The sequence below is a fragment of the Duganella qianjiadongensis genome, assembly GCF_009857915.1.
Classification (GTDB): domain Bacteria; phylum Pseudomonadota; class Gammaproteobacteria; order Burkholderiales; family Burkholderiaceae_D; genus Rugamonas; species Rugamonas qianjiadongensis.
This window is the reverse complement of the sequence record NZ_WWCM01000004.1, coordinates 292,286-308,471: the sequence shown is the minus strand read 5'-3', so window position 1 is coordinate 308,471 and position 16,186 is coordinate 292,286. Positions and strand designations below refer to the sequence as shown.

The 16,186-nt window shown below is 60.0% G+C and carries 16 protein-coding genes; 1 reads left to right on the top strand and 15 read right to left on the bottom strand.

What is annotated here, in order from left to right:
- Positions 1–596: 596 nt before the first annotated feature.
- From GTP27_RS08775 to GTP27_RS08755, 5 genes are all read right to left on the bottom strand, one after another.
- Positions 597–1,598 carry a bile acid:sodium symporter family protein gene (locus tag GTP27_RS08775; protein ID WP_161038781.1) on the bottom strand — a complete coding sequence of 334 codons (1,002 nt, stop codon included), beginning with the start codon at positions 1,596–1,598 and terminating at the stop codon, positions 597–599.
- 76 nt (positions 1,599–1,674) lie between these two features.
- On the bottom strand, positions 1,675–2,571 hold the full coding sequence (locus GTP27_RS08770) for a LysR family transcriptional regulator (protein WP_161038780.1): 897 nt from the start codon (positions 2,569–2,571) through the stop codon (positions 1,675–1,677).
- A gap of 76 nt (positions 2,572–2,647) precedes the next feature.
- Entirely contained in the window at positions 2,648–3,145 is a 498-nt protein-coding gene (locus GTP27_RS08765) for a flavin reductase family protein (protein WP_161038779.1), read from the bottom strand.
- Positions 3,146–3,229: 84 nt separating this feature from the next.
- On the bottom strand, positions 3,230–4,264 hold the full coding sequence (locus GTP27_RS08760) for a methionine synthase (protein ID WP_161038778.1): 1,035 nt from the start codon (positions 4,262–4,264) through the stop codon (positions 3,230–3,232).
- 25 nt (positions 4,265–4,289) lie between these two features.
- Positions 4,290–5,273 (bottom strand): DUF1852 domain-containing protein, encoded by a 984-nt coding sequence (locus GTP27_RS08755; protein ID WP_161038777.1) that lies wholly within the window; start codon positions 5,271–5,273, stop codon positions 4,290–4,292.
- A gap of 451 nt (positions 5,274–5,724) precedes the next feature.
- On the opposite strand from GTP27_RS08755, the gene GTP27_RS08750 reads away from it, so the two are divergent.
- The gene (locus GTP27_RS08750; protein WP_161038776.1) at positions 5,725–6,078 is read left to right on the top strand and encodes a hypothetical protein; all 354 of its coding nucleotides are present in this window, start codon (positions 5,725–5,727) and stop codon (positions 6,076–6,078) included.
- Positions 6,079–6,153: 75 nt separating this feature from the next.
- On the opposite strand, the gene GTP27_RS08745 is transcribed toward GTP27_RS08750, so the two are convergent.
- The 10 genes from GTP27_RS08745 to GTP27_RS08700 form a co-directional block, all read right to left on the bottom strand.
- Positions 6,154–6,870 (bottom strand): MgtC/SapB family protein, encoded by a 717-nt coding sequence (locus tag GTP27_RS08745; RefSeq protein ID WP_161038775.1) that lies wholly within the window; start codon positions 6,868–6,870, stop codon positions 6,154–6,156.
- A 345-nt stretch (positions 6,871–7,215) separates the two neighbouring features.
- The gene (locus GTP27_RS08740) at positions 7,216–7,674 is read right to left on the bottom strand and encodes a DUF4405 domain-containing protein (RefSeq protein ID WP_161038774.1); all 459 of its coding nucleotides are present in this window, start codon (positions 7,672–7,674) and stop codon (positions 7,216–7,218) included.
- Between the two features lie 2 nt (positions 7,675–7,676).
- Positions 7,677–8,486, bottom strand: a complete 810-nt coding sequence (locus GTP27_RS08735) for an FAD:protein FMN transferase (protein WP_161038773.1) — start codon at positions 8,484–8,486, stop codon at positions 7,677–7,679.
- Positions 8,483–9,019, bottom strand: coding sequence for an FMN-binding protein (locus GTP27_RS08730; protein ID WP_161038772.1), 537 nt, complete (start codon positions 9,017–9,019; stop codon positions 8,483–8,485). Before GTP27_RS08730 ends, GTP27_RS08735 begins: the two co-directional genes overlap by 4 nt.
- Complete coding sequence (locus GTP27_RS08725) at positions 9,019–10,332, bottom strand: hypothetical protein (RefSeq protein WP_161038771.1); 1,314 nt, start codon at positions 10,330–10,332, stop codon at positions 9,019–9,021. The genes GTP27_RS08730 and GTP27_RS08725 overlap by 1 nt, the downstream gene beginning before the upstream one ends.
- A 16-nt stretch (positions 10,333–10,348) precedes the next feature.
- Positions 10,349–11,536: a cytochrome-c peroxidase gene (locus GTP27_RS08720; protein ID WP_161038770.1), complete on the bottom strand. Its 1,188-nt coding sequence runs from the start codon at positions 11,534–11,536 to the stop codon at positions 10,349–10,351.
- A 226-nt stretch (positions 11,537–11,762) separates the two neighbouring features.
- A complete protein-coding gene (locus tag GTP27_RS08715) occupies positions 11,763–12,611 on the bottom strand; it encodes a polysaccharide deacetylase family protein (RefSeq protein WP_161038769.1) in 849 nt (282 codons plus the stop codon).
- 70 nt (positions 12,612–12,681) lie between these two features.
- Entirely contained in the window at positions 12,682–13,497 is an 816-nt protein-coding gene (locus tag GTP27_RS08710) for a sulfite exporter TauE/SafE family protein (protein ID WP_161038768.1), read from the bottom strand.
- A 28-nt stretch (positions 13,498–13,525) separates the two neighbouring features.
- Positions 13,526–15,196 carry a bifunctional protein tyrosine phosphatase family protein/NAD(P)/FAD-dependent oxidoreductase gene (locus tag GTP27_RS08705; protein WP_161038767.1) on the bottom strand — a complete coding sequence of 557 codons (1,671 nt, stop codon included), beginning with the start codon at positions 15,194–15,196 and terminating at the stop codon, positions 13,526–13,528.
- 21 nt (positions 15,197–15,217) lie between these two features.
- Complete coding sequence (locus GTP27_RS08700; RefSeq protein ID WP_161038766.1) at positions 15,218–16,099, bottom strand: MBL fold metallo-hydrolase; 882 nt, start codon at positions 16,097–16,099, stop codon at positions 15,218–15,220.
- Positions 16,100–16,186 lie beyond the last annotated feature (87 nt).

The following is a 16,186-nucleotide window of genomic DNA, read 5'->3' as shown; positions in this document are numbered from 1 at the left end:
GTCGCCAAGATCCAACTGTGCAAATTCCGTCGCCGCCCAGTCTGCTGATGCCATTGTCAACGCGTCACCCAAAAGACGAGAGTAAACGCGAAAAGTCGGCAGTTTACAAGGGCAGATGCGAAAATTGACCAGCTAAGCCGGTTTCAGCTCGGGCGAGGCTCCGGCTGGACTTGTGTATAAGGGCATGCTGATAGGTGGATGCACCGTTCATTTAGTTCCGTCGGTGTTGGGCAGGTGCGAAACGGCAAATCTCCGGCGATAGCCTGCTCAGCTGAGGCTGCTGGCCCGGCATCAACTGCGCAGGCTTATGGAAGTGGAAGGCAAACGCTGGCCTGCGCAGCGCAATACTGCACAAGTCACTGATATTATTTAAGACAGCGGGGGCAGAGGCCAGCCGAGTATTCGATATGCCTGTACTACATATTCGTCAGGGCAAGACTGACGCTGCCTCCGGCTGGACAGACTACGTCAGCTGGCTGCGCCCGCATCAAGCCCAGAGAATATAAATAGACGCTGAGGCGCAAGCCCTGGCAGTCCCGCCTGGACAGGAGTCGCGGGATAATGACACTCGGGCAGTGGAAGACTATTACAGCTTGCTACTCGTATTGGTCAGCCCGGCTTGCATAGCGCTGTGCCAATACTGCGCACACCATCAGCTGGATCTGGTGGAACAGCATCAGCGGCAGAATGATCATGCCGAGCGCAGCGTGAGGGAACAGTACTTTGGCCATCGGTACTCCGCTGGCCAGGCTCTTCTTGGAGCCGCAAAAAATGATGACGATCTGGTCCTGTCTTGAAAAGCCCAGTTTGCGGCTGATAAAGGTGCCCAGCAGTAGCGCAACTGCCAGCATGACGCAGCACACTACTGCCAGACTGGCCAGTGCAGGTGCTGGCAGTTTCTGCCATAGTCCCTCGATTACCGAAGCGCTGAATGCGGTGTACACCACCAGCAGGATGGAGCCCTGATCGATCCAGCGCAGCATAGGCTTGTGCCGGTCTACCCATGCACCGATGCGTGGACGCAGCAGCTGGCCGGACAGGAAGGGCAGCAGCAGTTGTACGACGATCGACACAATGGCATCGATGGGCGAGCCGCCTGCTGCACCGCGCACCACCAGCAGGCTGACCAGCAGCGGCGTCAGAAAGATGCCGACGAAGTTGGAAGCCGAAGCGCTACACACGGCAGCTGCCAGATTACCGCGTGCCATCGCGGTAAAGGCAATTGACGACTGGACAGTGGATGGCAGCGTGCAGAGAAATAAGATACCAAGGTAGAGCTCGGGTGTGAGTACGGCCAGTGCGATTGGTTTCAGCGCCAGTCCCAGCAGCGGGAACATCACGAAAGTGCTGGCCAGTACCAGCAGGTGCAAACGCCAGTGCGTCAGGCCGGAGACCAGTGCCTCGCGCGAGAGTTTGGCGCCATGCAGGAAGAACAGCAGGCCGATGGCAAATGTCGTCAACTGGCCGAGCGCGTCACTAGCCACGCCATGCGCGGGGAACAAGCTTGCCAGCAGCACCATCAGCAGCAACAGCATGGTATAGGTGTCGATGGACAGGCGGCGCAGCACGGCGCTGATGAATTGTACGGGATGCAGCATGCGAGCTTCCTAAAGGGGGTGGGTACTAGCGTCGCCTAGCATGGCGCGGGCGAACTTTTCCGTCAAGCTTGCCAAGTTACGCCGTGTAGCTTTCCGCCTTGCGTGCCATGGCGATAAACGCTTGCAGGTAGTCGGTATCGTAGTCGGCTTCGCGGGCTCCAAGGTAGATATGTTTCTGGATGCCTGCCGGCCCCAGACGCAAGGTCTTTAATTCCAGATGCGGCGCATAGTCCGTCACCAGCCATTTGGGCAGCGCCGTCACGCCACGGCCGCTAGCGACCATTTGCAGCATGATGTCGGTGGTTTCGATGGTCTTGTGCTTGCGTGGCGCCACGCTGGCGGGCAGCAGGAACATATTGTAGATGTCGAGCCGTTCTATCGTTACCGGATAGGTGATGAGCGTCTCCTCCATCAATTGTTGCGGCAGTACTTCTTCCTGTACGGCCCATGGATGGTCTTTATGTACCACCAGCACCTGCTCGTAGTCGAACACGGGTTCGAAGCGCAGGCCAGGCTTGAGCAGCGGATCAGGCGTCACCAGCAGGTCGATTTCGAAGCCGAACAGGGCGCCGATGCCGCCAAACTGGAATTTCTGCTTGACGTCCACATCCACCAGCGGCCAGGCCGCAAGATAACCGGAAACGATTTTCAGCAACCACTGGTAGCATGGATGACATTCCATGCCTATGCGCAGCGTGCCGCGCTCCCCCCGGGCGAATTGTTGCAGGCGCTGTTCCGCCAGATCCAGTTGCGGAATCAGCCTTTGCGCCACGGTGTACAGATATTGTCCCGCCTGAGTGAGGCGCAAGGAGCGGCCTTCGCGCAGCCACAGATCGGTGCCCAGTTGCTGCTCCAGCTTCTTCATGCTGTGGCTGAGGGCTGATTGCGTCAGATGGAGGACCTCGGCGGCCGCAGTGAGCGAGCCCTGTTTTTCGACTTCCAGCAAGGTGGCCAGATGGATACGTTCCAGCATAATGCATTCAATTTTTTGTGAGAAGACGTCATTCTACTGTCCCGTGAGGCGGGCCGTAGGGGCATGACAGCTAGGGTCAGGCAGCGATGTTGCGATACTGTCCTTTGTAATACAGCAGCGGCTGCACGGTTTCCGTTTCCTGTAGTTTTAATGCCTGCACTTCGCCCAGTACGATCAGATGATCGCCGGCGGCGTATTCCGCGTAAATGTCGCAATCGAGCCAGTGCAGACTGCCTGCAAGGATGGGATTGCCCAGCGGTGACTTGTTCCATGCGATTGCATGCCATTTGTCCGCGCCGCGCCGGGCGAACTGCTTGGAAATATGGACTTGTTCTTCCGCCAGAATATTCACGGCGAAGCGGCCCGCCTGGCGAATCTTGGGATAGCTGCCCGAGCCGGCCATGACGCTAAACGAGATCAATGGCGGACTCATCGAGACGCTATAGAAAGACTGGCAGGTAAAGCCGATCAGCTCGTCATTCACGAGCGATGTGATGACCGTGATACCGGAAGCGTAATGCCCGAGCGCTTCGCGCAAGCGCAGGGGCTCGATGGCGGTACTGGAAAGTGACATGGTAGATGCTCAATAGTGCGTAGTGCGCGATGCTGAAAAAGGCGCAGAGGATACGCATCGCCCTGCGCCGCTTGATGAATCTGCTTATAACTGATGCGCCAGTTCCTGCCGGATGATTTCTGCACCGGCACTCAAGGCGTGCAGCTTGCCCCGTGCTACCTGACGTGCCAGCGGAGCCATGCCGCAGTTGGTGGAGGGGTAGAGCTTGTCGGCATCGACAAACTGCAGGGCTTTGCGCAGGGTGTCGGCCACTTCTTCGGGCGTTTCTATGGCATTGCTGGCCACATCGATGGCACCCACCATGACTTTTTTACCGCGGATGAGTTCTATCAGGTCCATCGGCACTCTGGCGTTGTGGCACTCCAGCGAAACGATGTCGATGGCGGACTTTTGCAGTTTGGGGAAAGCCTGCTCATACTGGCGCCATTCCGAGCCCAGCGTTTTCTTCCAGTCTGTATTGGCTTGAATGCCGTAGCCATAGCAGATATGCACGGCGGTTTCGCATTTCAGCCCTTCTATGGCTTTTTCCAGCGTAGCCACGCCCCAGTCATTGACTTCGTCGAAGAACACATTAAACGCAGGTTCATCGAACTGGATGATGTCCACGCCGGCGGCTTCCAGTTCCCTGGCTTCCTGATTGAGAATCTTGGCGAATTCCCATGCCAGCTTTTCGCGGCTTTTATAGTGATTATCAAACAGCGTGTCTATCATGGTCATCGGGCCGGGCAGGGCCCATTTGATGGGGCGCGTCGTGTGCTGGCGTAAGTAACGGGCATCGTCGACAAACACGGGTTTGGGGCGCGAGACTGCGCCTACCACGGTGGGCACGCTGGCATCGTAGCGCTGGCGTATGCGGACAGTTTCGCGCTTCGCGAAATCCACGCCGTCCAGATGTTCGATAAAAGTCGTCACAAAGTGCTGGCGGGTCTGCTCGCCATCGCTGACGATATCGATGCCTGCATGCTGCTGTTCCTGTAGCGACAGGCGCAAGGCATCCTGTTTGGCCTCGTTCAGCGCTTCGCCTTGCAGCTTCCATGGCGACCAGAGTTTTTCGGGCTCTGCCAGCCATGCGGGTTTAGGCAGGCTGCCGGCAGTTGACGTTGGTAGTAATTTTTTCACTGTATATAACCTTGGTTTTTTGCGCTCACAGCGCGTGATTGGCGGACCATTGTTCGAGCATGGCCTGATAGGGTTTGATGAAGTGTTCTTCGGCGAACCTGCCTTGCTCGACAGCGAGCCGGCTGCGTTCTTCCCGGTCATAGACTATGCGGGTCAGTGAGTAGTCCTGGTGCTGCAGGCTCGGTTTAAAGAATTTTCCGGCCGCGGAATTGGCGTTGTAGATCTCGGGACGATAGATCTTCTGGAAGCTGTCCATGGTGCTGATGGTGCTGATCAGCTCAAGATCGGTGTAATCAGCCAGCAGATCACCGAAGAAATAGAATGCCAGCGGCGCGCTGCTATTGGCTGGCATGAAATAGCGCACCGTCATGCCCATTTTTTTGAAATAGTCGTCGGTCAGGGAATACGCATCCTGTAGATATTCAACGCCCAATACCGGATGATGATTTTCGGTCTGCTGATAGACCTTGGTACTGGAAACACTCAGGCAGATTACCGGCGGTTTTTTAAAGTGCTTTTTATAGGTATCCGAATTGACGAAGCATTTGAATAGCTTGCCATGCAGATCGCCAAAATTATCCGGCGCGCTGAATTCGCGCTGCTGCTTTGCATGTTCTGGTAACAGAACGCTAAAGTCGTAATCACGCACGTAGGACGAGAAATTATTCCCCACTATGCCTTCGATCGATTCATTGGTGTTGCGGTCAAAAATATTAGCCTTTAATATTTCGATTAATGGCAGAGCATTGCTGCTATTTTTCCCGTCGATGCTCATTTCAACGGAAATAATTTCAAGCGTGACGCGGTAGCGATCCTGATCGGGATTATCCCGCTGTGCCAGCGAATTAAAGCGGTTGTCTATCATGCGGAAGGTATTGCGCAGATTTTCCTGCCGACTTAGGCCACGTGCCAGATTGGCGAAATTTGTCGTAATGCGCGTATTTTCGGCCGGGCGATAGTCCTCATCAAAGCGGGTGTTTTTAATAGCAAAGGTGAATTCGTTGTTCATTCTGATTCAGTATCTTGATTTCTGAGATAGCACTTGTATGTTTCGGAACCATCCGGCGTTACGGGATTCCTATTCAAGAGACGCTATATGGTCGATGCGAAAGCCAGATATTATTCGAACCCATTAATGAATAAAAGTGAATTTATCTCATGGAATTATTAATGCCAGTCATGGATCGGATTTGATGAAATTGTTACGGGAAATAGGGGAGCAGGGAAGCGGAGCATGGCGCCCGCGCAGCCGGGTCTGGTAAAGACCCGCATGCCGCCCTGCAGCATGCCCCGGTCCTCAGGGGCGGATACCGAGGCCATCAGCGTGACAGTATCGATCAGTATTTTTCTTTTGCAATTGCTTACATTTAATGTAGAGATCATGTCGACCGAAACCCGCATATACCCGTTAGTCGGGTACGGGTTCCGCAATCACCGATTTTTTCCAAAGGAGAATGAACATGAATGGCCATCAGCGTATTTCCCGAGCCGCTATCGTAGCCGCCGCAATCACATTGTTCGCCGGGGCTGTAGGCGGCACCTACGCCGCCGATAATGACACCGCATGGCAGAAAAGCCATCCGCGCCGCGAACAGGTGAATCAGCGTCTGGCCAAGCAGAACCAGCGCATTCATGACAAAGTGAAAAGCGGCGAAATGAGCAAGACCGAGGCGGCCGCCCTGCATCAGGAAGACCGGGCAATACGCAAGGAAGAAAGAACGATGGCGAGCCATGATGGCGGCCACATCACTAAGGCGGAGCAGAAGGCGCTTAACCAGCAGGAAAACGCCGTGAGCAAACAAATCGGTAAGTAATCTGCCCATTGTGGCTGGCCTGACGCAGCGAGCACGCCCGCCGATATGGCGGGCGTTGCGGAAGACGAGGCCAGCTTATTCCAGGCTGCTGGGGCTCCAGAAGGCCTGTTTGACGGCGGACTTCGAAGCCAGATTCCGGATAATGGCATCGAGTTCGTCGCCATCGACCGAGGTGGCAGCCAGCGTCACTTCTATCTCCACATCCTCGTCGCCGAAGGCATGGATGTCCAGATCCCGCGCCGGATAATTGGCGCGTTCCAGCTCGGTTTCCAGATGCAGCATGGCGGCCTTCTGCTGCGCACGTTCGGCAATCACATAAACCGTATTGGTCATTTCCGCCGATTCCACATCGAGCGGTTTGCGGTTGATCGAGTTGACGATAGGGCGCAGCAGCGTGTTTGCCGCCAGTACGAACAAGGTCGCCAGCGCCGCTTCCGCAATCAGGTCCGCGCCTGCGGCGGCGCCCACTGCGCCCGATCCCCACAGCGTGGCGGCGGTATTCAGGCCGCGCACATTGCCTTCTTCGCGCATGATGGCGCCAGCGCCCAGAAAACCTATGCCCGATACCACGTAGGCTACCACCTGTACCGCCGCGGCGTGGCCGTTAAGCCGGTTGGCTATGTCGACGAATACGGCGGCGCCGACGGCGACCAGCACGTTGGTGCGCAAGCCAGCCGTGCGCTGCCGGTATTGGCGTTCGAAGCCGATCAGACCGCCCAGTATGAAGGCTGCCATCAGGCTGACGAAAGTGTCGAGCAGAGAAGCGAAGTTGAGGTTTTGTACTGCTGCCATAGGATGCTCCTGGTTATTTGCGCGCCCTGCAGGCGTACGCAATTCCGCTGCTACGCACAAGGGCGCGGCAATAAGCGGAGGCCGCGAGAGATCGCGGATATTAACGAGGGAAGCAGCAGGCGCGGCCAGAAACTGGTCGGCTTTACCACTACCCGCCTAAGCGGCAAGGTAGTGGCGAATATGCAGTCGCGTTTACCTTGCCTGTGAAAAATCGATCGAAGATCGACTACTAGAACTGTCCACAGGAAATACTCCAAAGATGTAAGCGGGCCGATTGTATCGCGCATAGCCGGACATTACAACGACCATGATCTGCGCACGGTAGCGGCACATGGGCTGGCTAAGTCAGCCGCGCTGCCGTTGCCCGATGAGCAGGTGGAGGATAAATACGAGCGCCGCAGCGAGGCCGATGATCCAGTGCGTTAATGACCAGAGGTTGCGGCTTTCTTCATCGGCCAGATAGTAGAGGCCAAAGCCGCTGACGACCAGTACGGCCAGCAGGCTGAGCAAGCTGAGGCCGCTGGCCAGATTGCGTCCGGCCTTGATGGCGCGGCGGATGTGAGCATTCATCAGACTGCCGAGGAAGAACAGCACCAGCATCGCTGCGCCGCCATGGAAGCGCATCGCCCATGGTTCCAGCGGGTGGATGGATGCGCCGAACTGGCTGACCGGCCGCATGAAGTAGCGCACAATCAGCCAGACACTGCCGCTCGAAAGCAGCAGTAGCAGACTGGCATAAATAGAACGGCGGTGCCAGCGTTCCAGCCGCAAGTTGATATGGGGACGATGGTGATGGGTATGCATGGCTAGATTATAAGGGCTGTGGCCTGCCATTGCGTCAGGGCCGGATGGTGCGGGTCGGCACTGGCCATCACGACTTTGGTGAGCGCATCGGCCAGCACGCAGCTGGGTGCGCGGACGGAGATGCTGCTGCTGGAGAGGATGCTGCGGCCATCGCGGCCATCCAATAGTGCGCTGACATGCTGGCCGTGCTGCATGCGGCGCGAAAAATAGGTAGCCGATGTGGCCATCGCTTCCGCCCGCAGTTGCACGGCTGGCAGCAGGCGCTGTGGTTGCCGGGGATCGCGCAGGCTGACCGGCCAATCCTGCAGGCCGAACACGCGCAGATCGCCGCCCGCGTTGACGCAGCCAGCTTGCGCGCCAGCCAGCTGCAAGGCCGCGACGGCCAGATCGACCGCGTAGCCTTTGGCGATGCCGCCCACATCGATCCAGCCGCTGGCCAGCTTGCAGAGCGAACCATCGGCATCCCATTGCATCAGTGCCTGTCCGGGCTGGTAGAGTACCGTCTCGGCAGCAGGCGCGGGCAGCAAGCCGTTTTCCACCAGCCGGGGTGCGCAGGCGATGTTGAACATGCCGTCCGTTTCCAGCCTGAGCTGCTCGGCCAGTTGCAGCACCTGCATGGTATGGTCATGCAGCTCCAGCCGTGTGCCCGCTGCTGCCCGGTTAAAGCGCGCAATATCGCTGGCAGCATCGTGAAAGCTCATCAGCCCATGTACTTGCGCGATCTGGGCAAACGCGGCACTCAGGCCCGCCTGATCACCATCGGCCGTGATCTCGACGAGGGTGCCCAGCCAGGGCTGCGCGCGCCGTATCATTGTCTGAGTACGATCTGGGCTATGGCTGCAATGCGCCGTACGCCATCGGTGAGGTGGCTGGCCGATAGGGTGGCGCCGCTGATGCCGGCGATGCCGCCGCCTAGCGTCAGTCCGCCCGTGCTGGCGCTCTTGCCGGTGAATTGGCGGCGCCATGCGGGCAGGCGGATTTCGCCGCCATGGCTTTCACGGTAGGTCAGAATTTCCACCTGACGGATGCTGGCATCGGGATTGAGCGCGACGGCATAGGAGATCAGCTCGAATTTGCCGATCACGTCGTCGAGCACCAGATAGCCGAGCAGCTTGTCGCCGTTATAGGCGCCGATGACGTGCCAGTTGACCGAGCGTGCCGGTAGACCGGCCAGCTTTTCCACCTGCTGCATCTGCGCCAGCGACAGGGCCACGTCCTGCGCACGGTAAGCCGTAGCATCAGGATAGGCCAGCTTCTGCACCTGCTCGACGCTCAGGTATTGCACCGCGTAGGCGGGCAAACAGGCCAGGCCTGCCGCCAGCGGAAGACAGAGCCGGTAGCGCATCAGTAAGAGAACCCTACACCGAGGTTGAGACGGTCGCGCGTCTTGTCTTCCTTGAACTTCTGATAGTCAGCCTTCAGCACTACGCCTTCGCCCACTTTCAGATTGGCGCCCACCGTCGTGACTTTTTCATCTGGCAGGGCCGCAACGCCCAGACCTTGCGGCAGCGCTTCATAGCTCTTGGCGGTGTTGTACTGCTCGTAGCGGACAAACGGGCTCAGTACATAGTCGTCCGCTTTATAGGCCTGATAAGCCGCCTGCAGATACCAGCCGGCGAAGGCTTTCGGTACCGGGGTAGGGTTGCCCACCAGCGTGAGGTTGAGCGCTGCCGTGTTGCTGATCTGGCCGCGCGCATACACGGCCGCCAGATCCCACAGACCCGGCGTATAGCGGGCATGCAGGTCGTACACGGTGACGCGCGCATCGTTGGCGGTATAGCCTTCGGTCTTGTGGCCGACCTTGCCGCTGAACAGCGAGCCGCCCAGCAGCAGGCCGGGCACGCCGCGCCAGTTCAGCGCGCCATGCACGCTCAGGTCGCGCGATTTGGCCAGCTGGCCTTCCTGATGGATGGCGCCCAGCGGCGATTCGCGGCCTTCGCTGCTGGCCGCATCCCACTTGCCCAGATCAAAGCCGGTGGTGATGCCGGCATCCCAGCTCAGGCCTTCGGCGGTATCGCCGGAAAGGCCGATACCCGCTTCGCGCCAGGTCGAAGGAATAATCGCCGTCTCGACGAAATTGCGTTCCACGCCGTAGTAGGCGGTCGGTTCGTGGCTGGTATTGAGCAAGCCGGCCGGGATCAGGAACAGACCGGCTTTGCCGCGCAGGCCGTTGCCGAACTGGCGCTCCACGTAGAGCTGTTCGATCGCGCTTTCGCCGCTATCGCTGGCCGAGGCGATGGCATGTTCCCATTCGAACTCGGAAACCAGTTTGGTTTTTTCATCGAAGCGGTGTTCGATGCCGATCACGGCGCGGCGTACATCGGTCTGGGCGGCGCTGGCATTCTTGCTGGGGCGGTTGTAATTGATTTCTCCATAGCCGCCGATAATGGTGGTGGGGCCGCTGGCCATAACGGGCGCAGATGGGGCAGGGGCCGGCGCTGGCGCTACAGCTGGTGCGGCGGCGCTCGCCAGTTCCTGCTGTTTCTGTTCGATCACGGCAGTCTTCTGCTGGCTGGCTTTGAGCTCGGCCTTCAGCTGTTCCAGTTCGGCGGCCATCTTGTCGATACGGGCCAGCAGTTCGGCTTCACCGGCGCTGGCGGCAAATGGCGCCGCCAGCAGGGTTGCGGCGATAGCGGAGGCGATCAGATTCTTTTTCATTTTGTAGTCTCGTAAATTAAGGATTGAGCTTGTAGCCGTCAGTGAGCGTGCCGAGGAATTTCACCACATCGTCGATTTCCCCCGGTGACAGGGCCGGGGCCATGCCGGGCTGGCGGTTATAGGGAACTTCGCTGACGTTGACGTTTTTGCGGTATTGCTCGGGCAAGTCATTGAACTTCTGCACCCGGCCATCGGCAGCAAGCGGATACCATTCTTCCGGATTGGTATCGCGCCGTACGTAGAAGCTGACCACGCTGGTCAGATTATCGAACGCGCCGTTATGGAAGAAGGCCTGGCGGGTTGCCACATTGCGCAGGGTCGGCACTTTGAACGAGCCGCATAGATCGCTGCGCTTGTCCACCAGATCGGTGCGGTCCGGTCCGCACAGACCCAGATCGTAATAGGCCGGATTTGCGGTTGCCTTCAGTTTGACATTGCGCGGCACGCCCAGATTGTCGTAAGTGAAATCGGTGAACAGCGGGGACGCACCATCGGCACCGCGTGCGCTAGGGTGGCAGGCAATGCAGTTGCCCTTGGCCGGATTATTGAACAGGGCCAGCCCGCGCAATTCCTGATCGCTGAGTTTTACTTTACCAGCGAGGAAAAGGTCGTACTTGGAATCGAATGGGTGGAACTCGGGCGCTTCTTTCTGGTAAGCCTGCAAGGCGAAGGTCATGCGGCCGAAGGCCTGCTCGGCGTCATCCAGTATGCCGGCGCCGAACTGGGCGCGGAAGCGTTCGGCGTAGGCGGTTTTGCGGAGCTTGTTGATGACGTCCTGTTTGCTGTCGTTCGCCATTTCGTGCGGCGCAAGGAAGGGCCGCTCGCCTTGTTCGGCCAGACTGGCGGCACGGCCGTCGCGATCGAAGCCGCCGGTGGGCGTGCCGTCGGCGGCAAAGAAGAAGGCCGGGGTCTGGTTCAGATAGCGCAGCGACGGCGCGGCGCGGAAGCCCTGTACATCGCCATTGGCGCCGCCGAATTGTGCGGCCAGATTGTTGCTGGGGGCGTGGGCCGCCGCCGGATCGTGGCAGCTGGCGCAGGATTGCGCGCCCGAAGCAGACAGGCTGGTGTCTTTGAAGATCAGTTCGCCTAGTCTGGCGGTCTCGCTGAGGGCGATGGTCTGGTCCGGTGCGGGAGTGCTGGGCGCTGTAGTACTGGTGCCGGAGCCACCGCTGCAGGCGGCCAAGGCGAGTAGAACAGCAGTCATCCCCGCTTCCTTGCCTATTTTCTTTGCTAGTACGGTAAAACGCATAGGTGGAATGCTTATGTGAATAATAATGGTTCTCATTATTATTCATGTTGGAAATTTCTGCAAATGGTGCATCTGGGAACTAGCGGGCTCTTGCTGATGCCGGGGGCATGCGCTGCGCAGATGCCGGTGGCGCTGCTATCGCCACTTGATCTGGCTCAGAAATATCAGATGGCGGGGTGGCCTAGCGCAGCGAAGGCTGGAAATCCTTGTCCGTCACCATGCCGAATTCGAAGCCGCCCGCCAGCAGCGAGGCGACGATGGTATCGAGCTTCTTCAGCGTATTCGGATGGATTTCATGCATCAGGATGATGCCGCCGCGGCGCGAGCGGACCGCCGCCAGAACATGGCCCACATAATCGTTCTGGTACTGCCGTGGCACGCCGCAGGAGATCGCTTCGCGCGCATCGATGGCACCGGTCTTGTCGTACGCCCAGTCGCAGGAATCCACGTGCCAGCCGACGATCTGGTAGCCGTGCTGGTGCACCAGCTGATTGGTTTCGCAGGTCGAATTGCCATACGGGTAGCGGAACATCTTGGGCAGGTCTGGCGTGGTCAGGCTGTCGGCGCGCAGCACTTCGCCCGTCTGGCGCGCTACATCGATGTCGTGGAAGTTAGGGTGGCTCCACGAATGGTTGGCCACCACGTCGTGGCCTGCCGCGCGTACCTGCGCCACCAGCTCGGGATACTGGCTGGCCTTTTCGCCCACCATGAAGAAGGTGGCGTGGATGTTGTACTTCTTCAGCACTTCCAGTATGTATTCGGTGCCCGATGCTGTGGGGCCATCGTCGAAGGTCAGCGCCACGCGGTTCAGTGGCGGCGCGGTGGCGATCTCGGATTCGTAGCGGCAGTGGCTTTCCAGTACGGCCGGTTCCACACTCAGGCGCTCGTGCAGACGCTTGAGGTGATGCTGGCGTATGCTGGCCGTTTCGTCCGGCGCGGAAGTCTGCTGGGCTGCCGCACCGAAGGCGGCGCAGGTGGTGGCCAGCAGCAGACTGCTGATGGCGCGCTGGCGATATAGGGAAGGTTTCATGCCGCTATTATAAACAGCCAGCCTCAGCCGGGTCCGGCGGGCGCTGCCCGATCAGGCAGCGCCGCAGTATTCACAGTGCCCGCACGAATAAAGCCAGTGCAACGCAGGCCGATACCAGCGCAAACGCCTGTTGCAGCACGGGTCCCGCCAGTCTGGCCGCCAGCAGACGGCCGCTGCCCATGCCGGCCAGTGCGCCAGCCGAAAACGGCAGGGCGATGGCCCATTGCAGGTGGCCGGTGGCGGCGCTCGCTGCTACGCCCGAAAATGAAACGAGGGCGATCACAGCGAGCGAAGTGGACAGAATAGACTGGGTATTCAGGTCCGTGTAGCGCTGCAAGGCGGGCACCATGACGAAGCCGCCGCCCACTCCCAGCAAGCCCGACAGTCCGCCTGCCACCAGTCCGGACATGGCCAGCGCGCGGGCGCAGGGCGCAGTCCAGTTCAGTTTCCCGCGCTGGATGTCCAGCCGGCATGGCGGGGCGGCGCCGGTCCGGCGACTGGCTGCGCCTGCATCGCCGCCGGCGCTGGTTGCAGCCGTGGCACGCTGGTAGACGCGCCACGCCACATATAGCAGCACCAGTGCAAACACCATGCTCAGTGGACGGTTGGGCGTGCGCTGCGCCAGCCACAGGCCTAGCGGCGAGCACAGTATGCCTGCGCCCGCGATGAGCAGGGCAGCCTTGTAGCGCACCGTGCCGTTCTTCAAGCCCATGATGGCGCCCAGCGTAGCGGCCAGTGCTACAGCCAGCAGGCCGATAGGCCCGGCCTGCGCCATGCTGAGCCCCGCGCCGAAGACCAGTAGCGGCACCGCCAGTATGCCGCCGCCTGCGCCGGTCAGCGCCAGAATGATGCCGACCGTGAAGCCCAGCAGGCTGACGATCATCATCGCGTGTACTCCTTGCAGTGGCGGCCTGTCATTGGTCGGCCAGTTCCGGTTTGGCCAGCCACTCGCGGCCTTTCAGCATGCCTTTCCAGTACAGCGGCGGCAGGATGCGTTCTTTCAGCAGCCATGCCAGCCGCGAGGGACGGGTGCCATCGAGCAGCCAGCGCGGGAAGCTAGGCGCCAGCTTGCCGCCATAGGTGAATTCGGCCAGCACGATCTTGCCCCGTTCTACTGTCAGCGGACAGGAGCCGTAGCCGTCATACTGGGCGCTGCCTTCGGCCTTGCCCATGGCGGCCAGCAGATTGTGCGCCACCACCGGCGCCTGCTTGCGCGCCGCCGCCGCGGTTTTGGCATTCGGGGTGTTGGCGACGTCGCCTAGCGCATAGATGTTCGGCCAGTTCTTGTGGCGCAGCGTGGCCTGATCGACGTTGACCCAGCCCGCCGCATCGGCCAGCGAGCTGACGCGGATAAAGTCCGGCGCGACCTGTGGCGGCACCACGTGCAGCAGGTCGAACGGACGCTCGACCAGCTGTTCGACGCCGTTGGCGCCGGTGCAGCGGAAGGTGGCGATTCTGGCTGGGCCGTTGACGCGCACCAGCGTATTGCCGAAGCTAAGCTGGATGCCGTAAGTCTGCACATACTCCATCAGTGCCGGCACGTAGTCGGCCACGCCGAACAGGGCGGCGCCGGCACTGCAGAATTCGATATCGATGTGCTGCAGTGCGCCGTTGCGCTTCCACTGGTCGGCCGACAGATACATGGCCTTCTGCGGTGCGCCCGCGCATTTGATCGGCATGGGCGGCTGGGTGAAGATGGCACGGCCTCTGCCCAGTTCATTCACCAGCTTCCAGGTGTAGGGCGCCAGATGGTATAGATAGTTGGAAGTGACGCCATTGCGGCCTAGCGTATCGGACAGGCCTTCGATGGCATGCCAGTCCAGTTTCAATCCGGGGCAGACCACCAACTGCTGGTATTTGACCACGCGGCAGCCATCGAGGATTAGTGCATTGCGCTCCGGTTCGAAGGCTGCGACGGCGGCCTTGATCCAGTGGACGCCGCGCGGGATGGTGGCAGCCATGGTATGGGCCGTGGTGGCCGCATCGAATACGCCGCCGCCTACCAGCGTCCAGCCGGGCTGGTAGTAGTGCACGTCGGCCGGATCGATGATGGCAATATCCAGTTCAGGATCGCGTGCCAGCAGGCTCGCTGCGGTGGCGATGCCGGCGGCGCCGCCGCCGATGATGACGATGGCGTGCGCCACTTCCACATCATCGAGCGGCGTGCGGCCCTGATTGATGATGCGGCGGACCACGCCTTTCATGTCGTAGCCGGCTTTCTGTGCCACGGCCACGATCTCGGGCAGCGACTTGCTGCGTGCTTCGGCCAGTGCCCACATGGTGGTCGAGCGCATGCCGGTGCGGCAGTAGGCTAGTACCGGCTTGGGCAGCTCGGCCAGCACCTGACCGAATAGCTGGCCCTGTTCGTCGCTGACCTTGCCGGAAACTGCGGGCAGGTAGTAGGTGCGCAGGCCCTGTTCCTGTGCAGCCCGTTCGATTTCCGCATACAGCGGCTGGTCGCCCGCTTCGCCGTCGGGGCGGTTGCAGATGATGGACTGAAATCCGGCGGCACGGATCTGCGCCAGGTCGTCGGGCAGGATCTGGGCTGCGACAGATAGCGCGGCACTCAGTGTATGGAATTCCATGCTGGTCTCCTCGTTGTTGTTCTAGACGGCGTTGAGCGGAATCTTGATGTAGCGCGTGCCATTGGCTTCAGCCGGCGGCAGGTGGCCGGCGCGCATATTCACCTGCACCGACGGCAGCAGCAGCACCGGCATATCGAGCGTGGCATCGCGGCTGGAGCGCATGGCGACGAATTCTTCTTCGCTGATGCCATTGCGCACATGGATGTTGGACTGGCGTTCTTCGCCTACGCTGCTGATGTAGCGCAGCTCGCGGCCGCCGGGCTGGTAGTCGTGGCACATGTAGAGCACGGTGTCTGCGGGCAGACTGAGCACGCGGTTGATGGAGCGGAACAGGGTGCGCGCGTCGCCGCCGGGAAAGTCGCAGCGGGCCGTACCGAAATCCGGCATGAACAAAGTGTCGCCGACGAAGGCGGCGCTCTGGCTGTCGTTGCTGATCAGGTAAGTCATGCAGGCGGGCGTGTGGCCCGGCGTATGCATGGCGCGGCAGCTCAGGCTGCCGATGTGGAATTCTTCATTGTCGGCGAACAGATGGTCGAACTGGCTGCCGTCGCGCGCCATTTCAGGCTCAGCGTTGAACAGGCCGCCAAATACGCGCTGCACGGTGGTGATGTGCTGGCCTATGCCGATGTTGCCGCCCAGTTTGTCCTTGAGGTAGGGCGCTGCCGTCAGGTGGTCGGCATGGACGTGGGTTTCCAGTATCCATGCGACGCTGGCACCGAGCTCGGCCACGCGGGCAATCAGCCGGTCAGCCGAAGCGGTGCTGGTGCGGCCGGATTTGGGATCGTAATCGAGCACGCTGTCGATCAGAGCGCAGGCGCGGGTAGCAGGGTCCAGCAGCAGATAGCTGACGGTGCTGGTGGCGGCGTCGAAAAAGCCTTCGACATGTAATGGCGTAACGGTCATTGTTTTCTCCTCATGGCGCTCACTGCGGCGCATTGACAGCATTAGTTAGCAAAAGCTGTGCCATATTTGATATAGCGCAGTTTTTAT